Annotated in this window: 10 protein-coding genes; all 10 read right to left on the reverse strand. The window is 66.8% G+C overall.

Features of this window, described 5'->3' with window-relative positions:
- Positions 1–6: 6 nt before the first annotated feature.
- The 10 genes from ACFQQD_RS11740 to ACFQQD_RS11785 all read right to left on the reverse strand — a co-directional run bounded on the left by ACFQQD_RS11740 (position 7) and on the right by ACFQQD_RS11785 (position 19,402).
- Positions 7–1,614, reverse strand: a complete 1,608-nt coding sequence (locus tag ACFQQD_RS11740; RefSeq protein WP_378089516.1) for an arylsulfotransferase family protein — start codon at positions 1,612–1,614, stop codon at positions 7–9.
- Positions 1,615–1,646: 32 nt separating this feature from the next.
- A complete protein-coding gene (locus tag ACFQQD_RS11745; RefSeq protein WP_378089518.1) occupies positions 1,647–2,408 on the reverse strand; it encodes a hypothetical protein in 762 nt (253 codons plus the stop codon).
- A gap of 24 nt (positions 2,409–2,432) precedes the next feature.
- A complete protein-coding gene (locus tag ACFQQD_RS11750; protein ID WP_378089520.1) occupies positions 2,433–4,151 on the reverse strand; it encodes a serine/threonine-protein kinase in 1,719 nt (572 codons plus the stop codon).
- Positions 4,148–6,049, reverse strand: coding sequence for an FHA domain-containing protein (locus ACFQQD_RS11755; protein WP_378089522.1), 1,902 nt, complete (start codon positions 6,047–6,049; stop codon positions 4,148–4,150). Before ACFQQD_RS11755 ends, ACFQQD_RS11750 begins: the two co-directional genes overlap by 4 nt.
- On the reverse strand, positions 6,046–6,972 hold the full coding sequence (locus ACFQQD_RS11760) for a PP2C family protein-serine/threonine phosphatase (RefSeq protein WP_378089525.1): 927 nt from the start codon (positions 6,970–6,972) through the stop codon (positions 6,046–6,048). Before ACFQQD_RS11760 ends, ACFQQD_RS11755 begins: the two co-directional genes overlap by 4 nt.
- A complete protein-coding gene (locus ACFQQD_RS11765) occupies positions 6,969–8,222 on the reverse strand; it encodes an RDD family protein (protein WP_378089527.1) in 1,254 nt (417 codons plus the stop codon). Before ACFQQD_RS11765 ends, ACFQQD_RS11760 begins: the two co-directional genes overlap by 4 nt.
- A gap of 6 nt (positions 8,223–8,228) precedes the next feature.
- Positions 8,229–10,760, reverse strand: coding sequence for a DUF3488 and DUF4129 domain-containing transglutaminase family protein (locus tag ACFQQD_RS11770; protein ID WP_378089529.1), 2,532 nt, complete (start codon positions 10,758–10,760; stop codon positions 8,229–8,231).
- On the reverse strand, positions 10,760–11,986 hold the full coding sequence (locus tag ACFQQD_RS11775) for a DUF58 domain-containing protein (protein ID WP_378090118.1): 1,227 nt from the start codon (positions 11,984–11,986) through the stop codon (positions 10,760–10,762). Before ACFQQD_RS11775 ends, ACFQQD_RS11770 begins: the two co-directional genes overlap by 1 nt.
- A gap of 58 nt (positions 11,987–12,044) precedes the next feature.
- Positions 12,045–13,112 (reverse strand): AAA family ATPase, encoded by a 1,068-nt coding sequence (locus tag ACFQQD_RS11780; protein WP_378089531.1) that lies wholly within the window; start codon positions 13,110–13,112, stop codon positions 12,045–12,047.
- A gap of 77 nt (positions 13,113–13,189) precedes the next feature.
- Entirely contained in the window at positions 13,190–19,402 is a 6,213-nt protein-coding gene (locus ACFQQD_RS11785) for an Ig-like domain-containing protein (protein ID WP_378089533.1), read from the reverse strand.
- Between the last annotated feature and the right edge of the window lie 91 nt (positions 19,403–19,493).

The raw sequence follows: 19,493 nt of genomic DNA on the forward strand, positions 1-19,493 counted from the left end.
GTGGTGCTACTCGGGGGTGCCTGTGCCGAGCACGTTGCCCTCGGCGTCCAGTGCCTCCACGGCGATGTACGCAGCGTCCTCGGGAACGGGGATCGAGGTCTCGAAGGACTCCCGGTCCACGGGCTCTGCCGCCGTGGCGCTCTCTTCGTCCTCGCCGGTAACGAGCCGCCACTGAGCGACCTCCGTGGCCCCGTTCCAGGAGACGTAGGCGGTCTGCTCGCCGTCCTCGTTTTGCACGGTCACGTCCGGCGAAGCGGACGGCCGGCCTTCCCATGCCGCCTTGTAGGCGCGGTAACTGCCGCCGCCGCCCTCGTACTCATCGCCATAGCATTCGTCACCGTGGCAGACGTCGTAGATCAGCTTGCCGTCCGGGGTGTATTCGGAGTAGTGCGGCCGCGCGCCCCAACCGATGACCATGTTGCCGTTGTCCAGCTCCTGGGCGTTGGCCATGCTTCCGGACTTCCGCTCCTCCGGCGGAAGGTACTCCGTAGCCACCTCGGCCGTCATCGCCTCCTCGTCCAGACTCAGACGCAGCCCGCGGGACGACTTGTCGTCGAGACCACCGTGGGCGTGGTTGTCGAACAGGGTCAGGGTGCCGTCCGGCGCCCGGTGAGCGTCGTGCTGCCACGCGAATTCGGCACCCCCACCCATCTCGAAATCGCTGGCCTTCCCGCCGAGGGTCCAGTCCACCTCTCCGGTGGTGCGGTCCAGCCGGTACACCGCGCTGGTGTGGCGGGCCGAGACCAGCAGTGAGCCGTCGTCGTCCTCGGTGATCGAGTTGAGGTGGAAGTAATCGAAGGGGTGCTCCTCAGTGCCGAGCTTGACCTCGTCCGCTCCTTCGTCCTTCTCGAGCCTCTCCTTCAGGTCCTTCTCCTGATCACCGAAGTCATCCTTGGTGTCCGTCACGGGGACATGGTCCAGCGCGCTCCACTCGAAGACCACCTCCCCCGTGGCGATGTCGATCTCCTGGATGATCGCGTTCTCGGCGTACCCGTCCTCGGGGCCGCCCACCTCAGAGAGGTCCGCCGGCGTGGGCTCATAGGCGGAGATGAGCATGGTGCCATCCTCCGTGATGGTCGAATCATGGAAGTCCGCGTGACCTGGCTCCAGAGAACCGCCCGTGGTGACCCGCGCGATCTCCTCATAGGACTGATCGAGGATGATGATCTCGCCGTCGCCCCGGCCGCCTTCGCTGCTGCCCTGGTAGACCGTGAGCACCGGTTCCCCTTCGTACTCCTGGACTCGGAGGTCGAAGTAGTCGTCTGTCTTGTCCTCGTCGCTCGCCGGGCTCATCCAGACCAGTTCGCCCTGCGCGTCCAGAATCATGGCGCCGTCGGAAGGGGTCTTCGAGCCGTAGTTCGGAGCCAAGAAGGTGAGTTCGTCGGTCTCGGCGTATTCGGGGCTCCACGCCTCACCTTCGGTGATCTTCACCTCGGGCGGCAACAGGTCCGGACGGGAGACGAAGCTCTGATGCGGAATCGGCTTCTTGCCCTCGTCCTGTTCATCGCCGGCCACGGAACACGCCGAGACGGCGACCACCAGGGCTCCCGTGATGCTTCCGGCCAGCACTCGGCGGACCGTTCGTGGCCGGTTCGTCATATCTGTTGTCGCCATGTCCATCCTCGTCATCCTACGTACTCGGGTCCTCAATCATCTTCGCCCAGCGCCTGGTCCAGCAACGGCAGGTCGTCCGGGGTCACGAGGTGAGAGGTCACCGCATGTTCCACCAGGCGCGCCCGCCGGTTGGTCGCGAGTTTCCCGCCGACGCCGCGCAGACCGGCCACGCCGACCCGGTCCAGTTTGTCGCAGACGTTGTCCAACTTGCGGTTGAAACGCGTCAGCGGCCAGCCCAGGCGCTTAGCGGCATTGGAGGAGGACGGCACCGTGGAGAATCCCGTACCGCCACGGCGCAGGATCGGTTCGGCCAAGGCCACGATGAGCGCCTTCTGGGACGGGGTGAACACCACGGGGCCGATCGTGGTCTCCCCCACGGCGTCCTGACCGTTGGACTGCTGCATGAAAGAGGGGCTCTTCAGATGCGCCGAGAACTCATACGTGGTGGGCCCGGCAGTGAACACCACGTTGAGCTGGCCGAATACCAGCGGAATCCGAGAGCCCGGCGAGACCCAGGCCTGCATTCCACCGGAAGAATCGGCCACGGTGGCAGAGATCATCGATCCCACGTTGGACAGCCACCACAAGCCGTCGATGTACTGGATCTCCATGAATCGGCGATGCAGGTACGGATTGTCGTCAATCTCCAGATCGCCCTCCCGGCCGATGGTGAAGACCCGGTCCGGGGACACCTCGTACCACTCGCCGACGAAATCGATCGTCAAGGCGCTGGGCGCGTTGGCCTCGTTACCCTTGGCCGAAGGCTCGCTCTGCTGGTCTGCCGTCTCGTTCATCGACCCATCCCCTGATCATTCCCTTCACTCCAGACATCCCACTGCTGGATCGGATTGCTTCCCGTTGGAACGTACGACCACGACCTCGATACAGGTCCGATCGTCCTTCAACACCGGCGTGGCAGCCCGTTCCTTCTCGACGGTGGTGATTCGGCCCTTGCCCGTGGCAGCGGTGGTCCGCCACAAGTACGTGTCCCCCGATCTCGGATCGGGGTTGTCCCACGTGAAGACGGCCTTACCGCTCTGCTTCTTCGCCTTGAGGTTCTGTGCCGCCTCCACGGATTCCTCCGGTTCGGGCACGGGCAGGCCCGGCGACTCACTGATGAAGGTGGGATCCGGCTCCTCGACCGGCTGGGCCGTGATGCTGTTGGCCATCCAGACCGCCCCGACCGTGCCCAGGATGAGCACCAGAAGGGACGCGATGACGCCGACCCGGTTCTCCGCCAGCCAGGCCATCGCCGGTGAGGAGCCGGTCTTCTCCTCGACGCGATGCGCTGTGGCGCCCTCGGGCTCCCACTCTCCGCCGGCGTCGGGAAAGGTCCTCGCCGGGCGTGAGGGCGCCCGGGAACCAGCCAGGCCGCCTCCGACGCGGCCGCCCATCATCGTCGGATCGTCGTCCGGTGACGGCCCGACGGCGGCACCTGGCCGTCCGGTGTCCGGTTGGAAGGACCGAGTACCCGGGGCCGGACGCATGACGGTGGCGCCGTCGACCTCGTCCGCCGCCCGCCCCGGTGTGGCGGGCGGCGGCATCGGCGGGAAGTGGCGAGAGGTGTTGGTGGAACCGCGCTCCGGGTCGATCGAGACGATCTGACGGACGCGGGTGGCGTCACCGCCCTCGTCCTCGCTGTCCTCCTCGGCTTCCAGAGAACCGGACTCGTCCATGACCTCGAAGGGCGTCACGGACAGTCCCAGTTCCGTCTGGACACGCTGCAGGGCCAAGGCGAAGGCGTGGGCCGAAGGGAACCGGGAGGCAGGGTTCTTGGCCATCGCCGTGGACAGCACCAGCTCCAGCGACGCCGGCATGTCCGCCCGGTTCAGTGGCGGCAGCGGTGCCTTGGAGATCCGGGAGATCAGTTCCTTCTGCGAATTGTCCGCCCCCGGGCGCACGAACGGGGACCGCCCGGCCAGCAACGTGTACAGCGTGGCGCCGAGGGACCAGACATCCATCGCGAACCCGTCGGGACTGCCGCCGGTGAAGGCCTCCGGGGCCGACCACGGGATGGACATGCCGGCGTCGTCGTCCAGCATGTCCGTGGTTCCGGAGATGCCGAAGTCCGTGAGTGCCGGACGGTTGTAGTCGGTGGTCAGAACGTTGGCCGGTTTGATGTCACGGTGGACGATCCCCGCACGGTGGGCGGTCTCCACGGCCGAGGACACCTGGATGCCGATCGCCAGCACCTCGTCCACCCCCAACCGGGACCGGCGGTACCGCACGTCCAGCGAAGGCCTGGAGCAGTACTCCATGGCGAGGTACGAGTGGCCGTCCTCGGTGATGTCCGCCTCGTAGATCGTCACGATGTACGGGTGCGAGGACAGCTGCGCCATCAGGTTGGCCTCGGACTCGAAGGACTTGCGCGCTCGTTCCGTCCTCAAGCCGGAGAGCAGCACTTTGACGGCCACCTTGCGGCGCGGCCGGTCCTGCTCATAGAGGTAGACGTCCGAGAACCCGCCGGAGCCGAGCAGGCTCACATAGCGGAACCCGTCGATGTGCGGCGGCGGGGCCGGGGGACGCTTAGCGCTCACAGAAGACCCTCGAAGCGCAACGAGACTCCATCGCCCAGGTCAGCGATGTCCCCGTCCAAGACCATGACCGATTCGCTCTGCCCCAAACGCCGGGGAGCCTGACCCTCGCGGATGAGCACGGTGCCGTTGGTGGCCTTGAGGTCACGCAGCTGGACGTGCCATCCTTCCAGGACGACCTCCACATGGGAGCGAGAGACGTCACCGTTCGGGCTGCGGACCTGGATCATCCGGGGCATGGTCCCGGAGCCGACGCGATGTGCCTGTGGCTGGCGACCGATGACGGCCGGGCGGTCCAGTTCCAGCACCTCGCCCGTGGACATGCGGATCCGTCCCAACGAGGGCCGGCGAGTCTGCTGCGCCTCGCCACTCAGAGACTGACCGCAGACACCGCACTTCGAATTCGTGGGCGGATTGGCATGTCCGTCGGAACAGAGCCGCGCCAGCACGACCGGCCCCGTGGCCGGTGGCGGGGGCGGGACCTGCGCGGGCGCCGCCTCCTGGCCGGCCAGATCAAGATCCGATTTCATGACGGTCTGCCCGTCGTGATCGGCGTCCGTTTCCAGCCCCTGGGGTCCCGACGTCGGCGCCGCAGGATGGATTGCCGAGGGCCCGGTCGGCGGTGCAGCTCCCGCGGCATGGACGCCGGGCGAGAGCACGGTGTCCGCGTCGTCCGCCTGTTCGGCATCCTGATGCTCGTCTGGGGAGACGGTCACGTTCAGGTCGGACGGGGCCGGTTCAGCGGACTGCTGCGGGACAGTCTTGCGGGCCGCAGCCAGCCACGGCACGGAGTCGATCAGCTCTTGAGGACGCGGTACCGGACCGGCCGCTCGAGGTGAGGACGGTTCCGGTGCCTGTCCCTGCTCCGGAACGGGTGATGGAGCGGGGGCCGGTGGGACCGAGGGTGCGCTGGCGATCGTGCGATCGTCGGCGTCGTCGGTGGTTTCTTCGTGCTGGTCGGAAGGTGTGGGCTCAGACGGCTCAGCGCCGAGATTCGTGTCACCGGGCGCGATGGTCGCGTCGATGTCCTGCTCCACGTCGTCGTGGTCGGGGCTGTCCTCGTCGGCGCTGTCCTGGTCGGCCTCATCCCGTTCCTCAGGACGATCGGCTGCCGGTTCCTCGGTGTCGCCGGTCTCCGGCTCGTCGCCGGCTACTTTGACAGAGCTTTCGTCGACGGCATCCTCGGCGACATCGCCTTCGGTGTCGGCTTCCTCGCCACCGTCATCGTCGCCGTTGCCATCGCCATTGTCATCGCCATCGCCGACCGGTTGAACCATGGTCGTCGGGTCGGAGACGGGCTCGGCCGCCGGCTGTTCGTCATCAGCATCAGTGTGCGCGGGCGCTGCCTCAGCCTCGGCGTCAGGCTGCGCTTCAGGCGCGGCCTCGCCAGCGGCAACAGCCTCGGTAGCGGCCACGGCGTCATCGGCTTCGGCGGCGGAATCGGTGTCCGCCAGATCCGCGTTCAGCGAGGACAACCGGACGACCCCGGCCTCCAGAGGGAGGTTCTCCGAGTCGGACAGGGCGCCTTCGGCGAGCAGTTCGAACGACGTCACGTCCTGGACGATCCGCTCGTTCCAGGTCGCAACGCCCGTGCCGTTGAGTTCGGTCTCCTGCCGCTCTGCACCCGTCATCCGGAGGGAGACCTCCCCCCGCAGGATGGCGTGCACTGTACCGCCCTCGCGGAAGGAGACGATGGCGAAGGACGGCAGTCCGGTCAGATCCAACCGACCCGAGAGCACGGTGGCGAGCACCTTCTCCACTCCGGGAGTTCCCGCCAACAGGTCCCAGGCTACGGAGGCCGTCTCCTCACTGGCATCCGCCGGCAGGGCGACCAGGCAGCGGCCGCGCACCAGGCCCAGCCACGGTCCCGCGCTGTATCGCACCCTCGCCGTCGCGCTCATCGTCCTTCCCCTTCTTCTGCAGTGGATTCCTCATCGGTGTCGAAGACTCTCTTCCCACCCACCATCCGTCCGCCGCTGTCGCCGTTGAAACGAGGACGCGTGGTCTGGTGCTCGTCACCCTCGTCCTTCTCGGTGGACCGGGGCGAGGTGATCACCCGCTCGTCTTCCGCCTCAGTATCCTCCACGTCAACCACGATCACCGTGATGTTATCCCGGCCCCCGCCGTCCAGCGCCCGGCGGATCAAGACGTCCACGGCATCCTGCGGAGAGTGGTTCTCCGCCAGTTCTTTGCGGATCTCCTGATCCGTGACCTCCGACGTCAGTCCATCGGAGCAGACCATGAGCCGATCGCCGTCATGGACGGAGAGCATCCAGAAGTCGGCTTCGGACGCCTCGCCGGTGCCCAGCGCCCGCGTGATGACGTGCCGGCGAGGATGGTGCCGAGCCTCCTCACTCGTGAGATAGCCCTGGTCGACCATTTCCTGGACCTCGGAGTGGTCCACGCTGACCTGGGTGAAGTCGCCCTCGGACAGCCGATAGGTCCGGGAGTCCCCCACGTTGAAGACCATCCAGTAGAGACCCTGCAGTTCACGCACGATCGCCGCCCCGGCCAGGGTGGTGCCGGCCCGAGAGCCGCCGACCTGCCGAATGGCGTCATCCGCGGTCACCATGAGTTGTTGCAGTTCGTCGGCCGTGAGGTCGTTGCGGACCTCTTTGACGCCGGCGGCCAGTGTCTCCACGCAGATCCTGCTGGCCACTTCCCCGGCCTCGTGACCGCCCATGCCGTCGGCAACGGCGAAGAGGTTGCCCGTCACCACCAGCGAATCCTCGTTCAATTGCCGTCGCAGACCCCGATGAGACCCGAATCCGTAGTTCAGGCGAAAGGGCTTCTGGGGCGTGTCCACGGTGGCTCTCAACGTCATGCAGCCGACACCGTGAAGGAACGATCGCCGAAATGTACTGTCGCCCCCGCTGGCGCCAGCACTGGTTGGCCGGGTTCGAGGCGCTGGCGCTCTCCCCCGCGCGGGGTCACGCCCGAGCCGTTGGTCGAATTGCGGTCGGTGACCCACACGCCCGCCGCGTCAACGGTCAGGTGCAGATGGGTCTTGGACACGGACCGTCCCATGTCCGCGAACGGGATCAGCAGGTCAACGCTCTCTCCGGCGGTCGGCGCGGGGTTACGGCCCACCAGGGCCGAACCGGTCAGCTCGTGGCTCTGGCCGTCGTCGAACTTCAGCTTGACGTGCTTGATGGCTGCCGGTTCGGCGACCTGGCTGCGCAACTGCGTCGAGCCCATCTCCTGATCGGGGTCGGCCGCCTCCGCGGCCCCGCCGACGAGGACGACCTGATTCTCGCTGTATCCCGACGACGAGTGTCCGGCACCCGAGGTCGAGGGCTCACCGACGACCGGCGGCGCGGCCGGTGCCGGTGGGGTGGCCGGAGCGACGGCGGGCGGTGCTGCCGGTGCGGAGGGAACGGCTCCCGACGACGGCTGAGCGGGCTGGTCCTGACGGGCGCCACCCTCGGTGCCGGGAACAGCGGTGATCGGACCGGCGGCGACGGCGGGATTGAAGGCGGGCCACCGCGAGGCGGGCGGCACCGAGACCCCCGTCTCCGGGTGACCGGGATCGCCCGGCTCCAGCGCCCCCGGAGCAAACGTGGACGGGCCGTACAACCCGCCGGTGGTCAGGGGGTTGCGGCCGGCGTTGACGTCCACCACCAAGGTGCGAGCCACCTTGTCATGCCAGCCCTGGCGCTGATGGTTGGTGTCCCAGATGTTGGAGAGCAGCATCAACACCGGACCGATGACCGGAACCAGGCCACTGACGGCAATGATCACCCAGCGCAAGAAAATCGTTCCCCAGCCGGCTGGTGTGCCCTCCTCGGAGGTCACCCGCAATCCGAGCACCAGGTTGCCAGGCGTCTTGCCCGCGGATGCCTGCCATCCCCAGAGCCACACGGTGTAGGCCAGGCAGACGACGCCGGCCACCAGCATGGCCATCGAGTAGCTGGCCAGCGCTTCTTGCTGCGCGCTGCCGGTGGACTCCAGCACGGGCGGCAGCGTGACACCGCTGGCGATGGCGACCACTGCCACCGGAATGATCTGGTCGATCAGCCAGGCCGCCAATCGCTTGCCAGCCGGTGCGTTGACCAGGTTGAGGGTTTTCTGCACGATTTCCTAGTTCCTGTTCCGGTTTACTTGCTGGTCCACTGTACGGACTGCACCCTGACCACCGCCACGCTCGGCGGCGCGTTGCTCGGCCCTGGCGGCCCGATCGGCAGCCCGCCGTTGACGGTTGAGCTGACGGCGCTGACGGTAACGAGCCCTGGCCTCGAGCACGAGAGAGCGCGGCGAGTATTTCGCCCGGAAGCGTTTCCACCCGCTGACGGAGCCCCGAATGCCGGAGATGTTCTCGTCGACACGCGACCAATAGTCGGCGACCTGCGCCTCGGTGGGCTCTCCCGGCCCGAAGACGGCCTGGTCCGCACGCCGCGCCAACAGCGTCGTGCCACTGGCGACGGACGGGAACGTGCCCGCCAGTTCATAGGCGTGTTCGCGACGCGTGCCCGAACGTTGGGGTTCGGCGCCCAGGTCGGTGGCCAGGCTGAGCACCTCGGACCAGCCGCCCGAGACCTGACCGGACGGCGTCTCCGCCGCTCGCCGGCGTTTGCGGCGCCGGGCTTTGAGCGCGGCGATGATCAACAACGGGATCATCAGGATGATCAACGGAATCACGGAGTAGACCCCGATCATCACGAGCGCGCCCCACTGGTCCCACCAGCTGCGCTCCTCCTGCTCGGCGTCCTGGGGTTCCGGCGCCGTGTCCGGGGGCAGATCAGCCTGTTCCTGGGGCGGTGGTGGCGGCTGCAGGACTTGCGGCTTCGGGGTCGACTTCGGCTCCTGCTGCGGCGGCGTCGGCACATTGTCCTTGTCCGGCGTCGGGTCCAGGGGAACCCAGCCGACGTTCTCGAAATTCACCTCGACCCACGCGTGGACGTCTTTGCCCTTGATCTGGATCGGGCCGCCGTCCGCGGGATAGTTCTCCGGGTAGAAACCCATCACCACACGTGCCGGAACGTCCAGCGAGCGCGACATCAGGGCCATCGCCACGGCATACTGCTCGTCGTCACCGATCCACTGTTCCGCGTCCAGCAACTGGGTGATGCGGCCGGAGTAGTGGCCGGACAGTGAGGTGACCTCGCCTTCACGACCGTTGGAGAACGCCCCGGACTCGTGCAGCGTGGACGCCAGTCCGCTCGCGATCTCGAAGGGCTGGTCCTCATTGCCGGTGAGTTCGGCCACCTTCTCGGGGACGATCTGCGGGACGCCGGTGAGCTCGGGCATCACCACCTCGCCGAAGTTGTGGCCCTCGAGTTCCTTCCCGTCCACTTGGACGGGGAAGATGACATCGGCGGTGTACTTGTCTCCGGACTGCAGGGGGATGGTGGACAGGGCGGTCTCGTTGGCGTCGTTGTAGTACAGGCTCCTGGAGAGCTGATCGGCTCGCGGTCCGCCCAGTACGGCGCCGTTGAGCTTGCCGCCACCGGGCAGCCAGACGCCGTTGTACTCCTCGATGGTGATGTCCAGGGTGCCGTGAGCCCGGTTCGGGATCGTCGTCTCGGCGGTGTCGGAGAGTCTGGAGGCGTCCCCGACGGGCGAGAAGTTGCCGCCGGCCCGGGGATTCACGTTGTAGACCATGCCGTCATAGGCGTCGAGGGCGGCCAAGCGCACGCGTTGGCCCTCCGGGAGTCCGTCCACGGTGAACAGCACCTCTTCGTGCTGGTCCTTCACGTACTGACGGAACTTCATCAACGGGCTGGGATAGTCGAACAACTTGATGGGCGGATCGACCACGTCGCGCAGCACCTTGCGATCCTGTCCCTGCAGCAGCAACGGTGAGGCGGCAGCGGTCAGCAGCCCGGCGACCACCAACACGGCCGCCCCCAGACCGAGCCGGCGGAACAGCATCTTGCGGGCCGTCTCCGGGCTGCCGACCGTGGTCGTCTCCGCGGAGGCCTCCGTGCCGCGCACGCGCATCCGGTGGCGTCGCCAGGCCAACCACGCCACCGTGGCCATGATCAGGATCATGCCCCGCACCAGGGCCATGGGCGCGTCCTTGGTGCCGAACAGAATCCCGACGGCGGTCATCACCAGTACCGGGATGACCGTCCAGTACGGCATCCGCACGCGCCAGGCCAGCAACCCGGCGACTACGGCGGTCAGCAGGCCGGACAGATAGGGGGCCACCAGCATGCCGCCATTGACGCCCACCGGCGCCGCGACGGTCAGGATGTCCTTCCACGCCGTGACCGGCGCGGTGATCAGCACCAACAGCGAGTCGAGGCTGGGCAGGAACCCGGCGGCGGACTCCGCAGGCGTGGCCAGCAGGAAACCGAAGACCAGGTACACCAGCACGAACACGCCCGTCGTGATCCAGATGCCCCACCGGTAGTAGGCGCTGGCCAGAGCGATCCCCAGTCCGAGGACGATCCCCCCGAACCCGGCCAGCAGGTAGTGCCAGTCCCCCGCGAAGGTGTCCTGGAAGCCGAGCATGCCCAGGCCCAGCAGGACGAGCAGGACGGCGGCGTCGACCCCGACTTGGGCCCATGAGTAGCGCAGGCGCAGACCCCTGGGACGCGAGGCCTTCGGCAGGTGCTGTTCCGAACGGGTCTGGCGGCTCTGGCGGTTAGCCCGTTTGCCTCCGGCCATCAGGCGGCCGCCTTCCGGAGCGCGAGGCCCAGATCCTGCAGGTCACCGATCGAGACCACGGTGAGGTCGCCGATATTGGCGCGCTGGGTCTCCAAGCCGTGGGCGCAGCGTAAAGCGAAGGCGCGCACGCCCGGAGGCACGTTGTTGGTCGCTCGGCGCAGATCGCCGGCACTGGGCTGTTCGCCGGTGACCAGGAAGAACACGGAGGCGTTGGGAACGTTGTCCGCGGTCTCCCGCGCCACGTCCACGCTCGTCTTGCGCAGTGGTTTGCCCTCGATGCGGGTCATGTCGTCGAGCATGTTGCGTCCGGTCTCGGTGTGCAGGGGTCCGGTGTGAGTGCGGATCGAGAGGTTGCGCTGCTCTTTGAACGCTTCCAGGCCGATGGAGGCGGCCACCGAGATGGCCAGCTCGAAATCGTTCTCGGTGCTGTATTCATTGGTGTTCGTGGACAGCGCGATCGCCAGATGCGCGCGCCGGGTCTCTTCGAACTGACGCACCATCAGCGTGTTGGTCCGGGCCACCGTCTTCCAGTGGATGTGGCGCCGATCGTCCCCGGGCACGTAGTCCCGCAGGGCGTGGAAGGAGACGTCCGCACTGGAGAGCTCGCGAGTGGGCAGTCCTTCCAGGTCACGGATGAATCCAGCCGACGATCCCTGCAGGGCCACGGTCCGGGGATGCACGTACAGGTCCTCGGGCTCGGTCCACTTCAACTGGCGGCGCAGCAGCCCCAACGGATCCTGACGCACGGAACGCACCGGCCCCACGGTGATCACGGCGCGGCGGTGGGTGGGAATGGTGAAGAGATCCTCGTGGGCGGCCCCGGGACGCATCCGGGGCAGCTGGAACACCGCGGTGGCCCGGCCGACGGGCAGCTCCATGGCCGCCGGCATCAGGGCGCGATCCGCTGTGTTGGTCACTTCGATGGCACCCACGGCGCGATCTCCCACGGCCACCCGGGAGCGGGCCAAATCGAGTTCCACCCGGTAGGACGAGCGGCCGAGAATGAAGCCGATGCCCAGCAGCAGCAGGAAGATCCCGACAAGGCCGGCCACGATCGCCTCAGCCCAGCCGAACACCAGTCCGACGATCCAGGCGCCCACGGTGATGGCCAGCACCAACCATCCCAAAGGCGAGACGATCTCCGCGACGGGCTGGACGTTGCGTCCCCACCAGCCCGTGGCGGCGGTCCGGGCCGGTTCGGTGGTGACGGCGGTCGACTCGCGCAGGCGCCGGAACCGCTCTTGAAGCTGGGCGGCGGTTCGAGGGGCCGTTCGCGCCGCCACGTCAGGCCCCGGAGGCGGAGGAACCGCCGCGGGCCACGGTGTCCTCGGTTGCCGCCGCTGCCCCGGTGGAGGACGCCATGGCCGTGCTGGCCGCCGTCGGGGCCTGGGCCCGCTGCTGCGGGGCACCCACTTGAGCCAGGACGCGCTGGAGGACGGCCGACGCGGTGGAGCCGGCGAACTCGGCCTCCGGGTCCAGCACCAGACGGTGGGTCCAGATGTGGGGTGCCAAGTCCTTGACGTCGTCCGGCAGCACGTAGTTGCGTCCCTGCGAGGCGGCCCGGACCTTGGAGGCACGGACCATGGCCATGGCTCCACGCACCGAGACGCCGAGACGCGTCTCGTCCGCGAGTCGGGTCTCCTCGGTGAGCTCGGCGATGTAGTTCAGCACCGCACCGTCCACATGGACCGTAGAGGCCAACTCGGTCATGTCCCGGATGGCTTGCGTGGTGATGATCGGGGTCAGAGCACCGGAGCGGTCCTTGGTGGCGGCTCCGGAAAGCAACTCCACCGTGGAGGCGCGGTCCGGATAACCGATCGAGGTCATGATGAGGAAGCGGTCCAGCTGCGCCTCGGGCAGCTTGTACGTTCCGGCCTGCTCGATCGGGTTCTGGGTGGCAATGACCATGAACGGGCGCTCATTGGTGTAGGTGACGCCGTCCACGGTCACGCGGGACTCTTCCATGACCTCCAGCAGCGCGGACTGGGTCTTGGGCGAGGCACGGTTGATCTCATCGGCCAACACGATGTTGGCGAAGATCGGTCCCTGGTGGAACTCGAACTCCTGAGACTTCTGGTCGTAGATCGTCACACCGGTCACGTCGGAGGGCAGCAGGTCTGGAGTGAACTGGATTCGGGTGTGAGTGCCCTGCACGGTGGCCGCCAGCGAACGGGCGAGCATGGTCTTGCCGGTTCCCGGAGCGTCCTCGAGCAGCACGTGACCATCGGTCAGCATGGCCGTCAACACCAGGGAGATGACGTCTTCCTTGCCCAGGATGGCCTGGCCGATGTTGTCCGAGATCTTTTCGAACGTCCCGGCGAACCACTCGGCCTGTTCGGTGGTCATGGTCATGGGTGCTGCTCACTTTCGTGGTGCTTCAATGGTGGTTCTCACAGATCTCTGGCTTGAGGTGCGAGGGTGCGTCGGTACTACCAGGGATTGACGCGGTTTGAATCGTGACCGGCTACCTTGGCCCAGACCTGCGACCCGTTGGACATGGCTCCGTGCCAGCAATTGATCATTTTGCGGGAACTGCCTCCGGAAGGAACGGAGATGTAATGCGTGCTGTTGTTGAACTGGTGTGCACCTCCGTTGTTCGTCCAGCACTGGACCTCATGGGTGCCCTGTGGGAAATCCTGCACGGCGACGTCGAATTTGTGGCAATCGACCGTGCAATTGCCCGGGTCGTTGACCGGGTCCCCCCGGCGCAGAGTGACCTTCGGATCCGGCGGCGGCGGCGGAGCGGGGTCGGACGTCGCGGAGATCGTCCACGACTTGGTCTCACCCTCGCTCGGGTTCGCGGTGAGTTTCAGCGTCCGCTTGTCCGAGTACCCCGTACTCACCGTCTGCGAGCCGTCATTGGACGTGCTGCCCACACCGGAGATGCTCACCGAGATCTTGACCGGCCGCCCGTTGGCGTAGGCGCTGGCATTGGAGTTCCAGCTGAAGCTCACCTTTTGCTTACCGCCGGAGGCCTTGAGATTGGGAACACTCTTGACGGGTCCGTAGGCGCTCTCCTGGTTCGACGCCGACGAGGGATCACCGGCGCCGGCCGCGTTCACCGCACGAACCCGGACCGTGACGTTCCTCCCGTTGCTGCCCACGTTGATGGTGCTGCCCGAGCCGCCGAGCGACTGCCAGTTGCCCCCACTCAACGAGTACTGGTACCCGGTGATCGGCGAGCCATTTGCAGAACCGGGCTTGAAGCTCACCTTGACCGTGTTGTTCCGTCCGGTGGCCTCGATGGACGGCCTGGACGGAGCCTTCGGCTGGCCATAGGGCGTCACGGCGGTGGATCGTGGCGAGGACTCGGAATCACCAACCCGGTTGCGGGCCACCACTGCGAACGAGTACGAGGACGTCGTCTTCAGATCCGTCACCTGTTGCGAGGTGCCGCTGATTCCATTGATTCTCCGTACCTGGGAGCCGCCCTGGTAGACGAACAGGTCATAGCCGGAAATGGACGCGCCGTTGTTGTTCGGTGCCTTCCAGCTCACATTGACCACGCCTCCGTTGACCTTATTCTCGGCCCGGGAGGCCGCGGGGGCCAACGGACGCATCGGCTTGCCCGCCGGGGTGATCGAGGACGACCAGCCGGAGAACTCGCTGGGCCGGTCGGCGTCGTTCACGGCCTGGATCCGGAACTGGTACGCGGTGCCGTTGGTCAGTCCCTCCCAGCTCGTGGAGGTGCCGGAGACCGATTTCTGGGTCACGCCATTCGGCGGTGCCGGGGAGATCTCGACCGTGTAGGACGTGATCGGTGAACCCCGGTTGGCCGGAGGCGTCCAGTTCAGATTCACCGTCTTGTCACCGTCCGTGCCCTTCGGGGGAGCCGGCTGTTCCGGCTCCACATCCGGACGGGCCGGAGCCGAGGCCACGGACGGATCGGACTCGCCGACGTCGTTCGTGGCCGTCACGGTGAAGGTGTACTCCTGATTGTTCGTCAATCCGGAAATGGTGCACGTGGTGGCGGCGCACTCCTGGTTCACACCGGCCGCGGACACCGTGTATCCCGTGATGGGAGACCCGTTGTTGGCCGGAGCGTCCCAGGTCAGGACCACTTCTTCGTCCGCGACGGAGTCCACCCGAGGAACACTCGGTGGTTCGGGGGCGCCCTTGACGTTGAGCGTGATGGTGCCCTGGACGTTGCGGTCCGGGTCCCCGGTCATATCCTCGAGCGTGTACTGCACCGTCATCTGGCCCACGAGGTCTTCGTTGGGCGTGACGACCACGTTGTCACCGGAGACCACGGCCTCGCCCTGGTCCGGAGAGACCTGGGTGCCGACGATCTTCAACGGCCCCTCGCCCTCGAACGGGTTGACGTCATTGGCAAGCACCGGAACGGTCTCGGAACGTCCCTGATGGGCGTCGGCCACGGTGTCCGGGTTCGCCACGGCCAGAGGCCGGTCGGAAGCGTTCACGGTGATGGTGACCTGCGCCGTCACGGGATCGGACTTGCCGTCCGTGACGGAGACCTGGACGGTCCCGCGGGTGCCCTTGGGGGTGTCGGCACCGGCTTTCGCCGTCAACACGGAGCCCTCAAGGTTGACGTCGACTCCGTCGATCGAGGACTCCCCCACCTCGAAAGTGAGGTTCTCGTTGTCCCCGGGATCGGGATCGGAGGCCGCCTGGGCCAGATCGAGACTCGCCGGATCGCCACCGGCGGCGACCTCCATGGTGTTGGACTGGAACACCGGCGGCTTGTTCTCGTCCGGCCGCGGCAACACCTTGATCGGCTGGGTCAGTACGGACTTCAGACCCTCCGGATCGTCCGGGCCGGAGCCGTCGGTCACCTCGAAAGTCACCGATGCGGCACCGGAGAAGTCCTCCGGGGCGGTGAAAGTCATCTCCGTGGCGGAACCGACCAGCTCGCCCTCGGACTGCGGCGACGAGGTGACCTTGTCCTCTTCGGTCAGCCGCGGAGACTTGCCGTCCCGCACCACCACGAGGTCGTCAAGGTTCAGCGGAAGCTCCTCGCCGGCGGTCACCTCGATCGGTGCCTCCGAACGCAGGGACGGCCGGGCCTCGCCCGCTCCGGGGACGATCACGAAGGCGTACGAGGAGAGCTCATCAGCATCGGTCAGCCGATAGGTGATGATCTGTGGATTGGCTCCGACGGGAACGACCAACTGGTTGTCATCGGTCAGTCGCACGCCCTCCGGGTTGTCCGGCAGGTCGACGGTCAGATCATCGGGGGTGCCGTCCGGGTCCTCATCGTTCTTGAGGATGTCCACCGTGACCTCGTCCTGGTCCACGGTCTCCTGGAAGGAGACACGGTCATCCCGCGCGATCGGGGCGCGCAGTGGCGCGTTCGGATCGGACTCAACGGTGAGCGTCCCGGTATCGGTGCCGCCGCGGCCGTCAGTGATCGTGTAGCGCACGGTGGCGAAGCCCGCCTCAGAGGGCGAAGTCAACTGGATCCGTCCGTCCACGAGCGCCGCGTCGGAGCCTTCCGAGGCCTCGAGCTTGTCCACGAATTTCAGTTCATCGCCGTCGGCATCGGTGTCATTGGCCAGCACGTCCACGGCCACTGGCCGGTCCGGGCGGACCCGAATCGAGTCGTTGACGGCCACGGGCGGGGTATTCTCCTGGGCCACCGGAGCGATACCGACCATGACGGTGCCGGTGGCTCGGGCGCCCAGGCGGTCCTCGACCACGTAGGTGAAGGTGTCGGTGCCCGACGATCCGTCCGTGGCGGTGTACTCGATCGAGTTGGCCGTCACCTTGGCCGAGCCCTTGGTCGGTGGCGTCTCCAGCTGGACCAGGGAGACCGAGTCCCCGTCCGGGTCGATCCCGTCCAGGGGAATGGGCATGGCCACCGTCTCCCCCGCGAACACCCGTCCCTCAACCTTCTTGGGCGAGGGTGGAGTGTTGTTCTCCAGATCCAGCGCGTTGATGTGGAACGTGACCCGGGAAGAGGCTTCCTGTCCGTCCGGGCCGGAGACCGTATAGACGGCGGAAACCGTCTTGTCCTCCTGCCCGGCACGGAAGCGGATCTTGTCATCCGCCACGGACACCAGCCCGTCCTCCGGATCCACGCCCTCGGCCAGGTCCGGTTCCAAGGTGAGCTCGGCGCCGTTGGGATGAACGTCGTTCTCCAGCACCGGAACGGTCACCACGTCACCGGCCCGCACGACGGCGGTGTCCGGGTTCGGGCGCGGCGGTTCCATCGTCTCCGGGGCCGGGATGGGGATAACCGTGACCTCGCCCTTCGAGGCCGCTGTGCCGTTGGTGACGGTGTACGTGAAGGTCACCGGCTCGGTCAGTCCTTGCTGGTCGGTGACCCGCAGCACGGCATTGCGCTCCACCGACACGTTGAACGGCGCGTCCTCCGGCACATCGACCTGCTGGGCGACCAGCACTCCACCCTCGGGATCCGTGTCGTTGCCGAGAATATTGACGAGGACTTCCCCATTGGCCGGCAACAGGGCGACGTCGCGCACGGCCACGGGCGCTCCGGGATTCTTGTCCGGGTCCCGCACGTCCACCCGGATCAGACCCGGCGCCGACGAGGGCCCATTGGTGGCGACGTACTTGAGATAGAACGTCTTCTCCTGGTCGGAGCGGAAGGAGACGGTGCCGGTATCACTGTTCAGATCCACCTCGACACCGGAAACGGGATCCACATGCGCCAGTCGCAGCTCGGATCCGGTGGGGTCGAAGTCATTGTCCAGCGGAGAGAAGGTGGCCTCCTCGCCCACATTCACCGTCACGTGGTCCGTCGCCGTGATCGGGGGCGCCGAACCCTCAGGCAACACTTCGATCACCACACGGCCGGTCGTGGACTCGCGGCGGTCGGACACCGTGACCTCGAGTTCCTTGGTGCCGTCCGTCTTGCCGACGTCCTCGAAAGTCAGCACGCCATCGGGCCGGGTCCGGACCACGTCCCCGTCTTCGGAGACGGCGCTCATCAACTGCAGGTCGTCGCCGTCAGGATCCTTCCAGTCGGTCAGAATGTTCTGCGAGACCTCGGTGCCGGCTTGGACCCGGAGCGTCGTAACGCGTTCCTGTTCCGGCGGACTGTTCTCCTCCTCCGGCACCACCCGCACGGTGGCCTTGGCCTGGTCGGTACCCCCGCGACCGTCATTGGCCTCATACGTGAAGGATGAAGATCCCGTGGCATCCTCCGGGACGACCATCTGGAACCCCGTGCCGTCATAGATCTCCTGGAGCGTCCCCGTTTTCGGTTGGTCGCCGACCAGCTCCGCGGTCAAGAGGTCCCCATCCGGGTCGACGTCGTTGAAGAGCACGGGCAGGGCGGTGGTGCGCCCGGCACGGACACCGAAACTGTCGTCCTGGGCGACCGGCTTCTGGTTCTCCTCCTGGCGGTCGGGCAGTTCGATGGAATCGGTGATCTCGTCCGATTCCTCTTCCTCCTGCTCGCCTTCGCCCTTCGGCGGCTCCAGATCGGACCAGTTGTTGACGATCTTCATGCCCTCGGACACCAGCCAGGTGTTGCCCTCGGAGATGTCGTTGAGGACGACCACATCACGGTTGACGCGGAACTTCATCTCCGCTTCGGCAGGAATCTCCGGAATGCGCTCGCTGGAGTCCTGTGAGTCGTCATCACAGTCGCGCTGGTAGAGGCCAGAGCCCTGCCAGGCGGCGTGGGTGCAGTTGCCCACGCGGACCGGCTGAATCGGAGTGCCGGTCGCTTCCACGGGGGCGTATTGGGCCTCCCCGCCACCGAGGGGCACCGTGGCCGTCTTGTTGGCGAGTGCGACGACGGCACCGTTGGCCTCGGGACCCGGAGCCTGGAGTTTGCCCTCCGCCGGATCGACGACGGACGAGGAGTCTCCCTCACTCGTCACCAGGGTGCCGGACGCGGGGTCGAACAGGACACCGACGTCCCCCACCGCCGAGATCTGCGGCTCGGACATGCCCTGCAGACCGTCGACCTCCGTCGAGACGATCTCCCGGAATCCGGCCGGATCGGTGTCCTCGCCGTCTTCCTCGGCGTTGTTGTTCTTGTCCTCGTCCTTGTTCTCGTTCTTGTTCTCGCCGTTGTTGTCTTCGTTGGCTTGACCGTCACCGACGGCCTCGGTCTGATCGGCCGCCTCGCGGCGCTCCTCCTCCGTGAGCGGCCGGAAGCCCTTGATCAGATTGGCATCCAGGTCCGCGACCCAGACCGTGTCATCGCGACCAACGGCGGTCACCACACGTCCCTCGGCCTCGTAGAGCGGGTCGGCGGACTCTGAAGACATGGCGCCGAGATCATTCGTCCTAGCGGCGTAGACACGCCCTTTTTCCGCGTCGGCGACGGAGACGACGTCCTCCCCATAGGAGAATTCGGAGTTGGCCGGCAGCACGGTTTCATCTCCGAGCTCGAAGGCAGCCGGGTCCACCGTGGTCAAGGCACCCGCCTTGAGGTCGCGGAGGTAGACTCGGTCTGCGTGCTGGGCCAGGTCGTATTCGGTCATGGTGGTGGTCACGCCGCCGTCGAGCGTCTGTGACTGGTAATTCAGGTGGGCGACCTTGTGTTCGGCCCGGTTGACCACCCAGACGCCGCCGTCGTTGAGGTCCACGTCCGCGGTCTCGAAACCCGGGTAGAGGACGGCACCGGTGACAGCCACGGCAGAGACGCCGACGAAGGCCGTGGCCTTCAAGGCGCCCTGGTGCCGGGCACCGAAACCTGTACTCACATTGCTCCCCAGATAGTCACTGCGCGTGAGGTCACGGCGCACTCCGTCATGGCCGCCCCGCGGCGAGTCTACCGTCTACAGCATCTCAGCG

Origin of the sequence: Citricoccus sp. GCM10030269, assembly GCF_042665635.1 — a bacterium.
Lineage (GTDB): Bacteria > Actinomycetota > Actinomycetes > Actinomycetales > Micrococcaceae > Citricoccus.

Coding starts and splice junctions, on each gene's coding strand:
- ACFQQD_RS11740 (WP_378089516.1), bottom strand. CDS start 1,614: ATGGCGACAACAGATATGACGAACCGGCCACGAACGGTCCGCCGAGTG.
- ACFQQD_RS11755 (WP_378089522.1), bottom strand. CDS start 6,049: ATGAGCGCGACGGCGAGGGTGCGATACAGCGCGGGACCGTGGCTGGGC.
- ACFQQD_RS11780 (WP_378089531.1), bottom strand. CDS start 13,112: ATGACCATGACCACCGAACAGGCCGAGTGGTTCGCCGGGACGTTCGAA.
- ACFQQD_RS11745 (WP_378089518.1), bottom strand. CDS start 2,408: ATGAACGAGACGGCAGACCAGCAGAGCGAGCCTTCGGCCAAGGGTAAC.
- ACFQQD_RS11760 (WP_378089525.1), bottom strand. CDS start 6,972: ATGACGTTGAGAGCCACCGTGGACACGCCCCAGAAGCCCTTTCGCCTG.
- ACFQQD_RS11770 (WP_378089529.1), bottom strand. CDS start 10,760: ATGGCCGGAGGCAAACGGGCTAACCGCCAGAGCCGCCAGACCCGTTCG.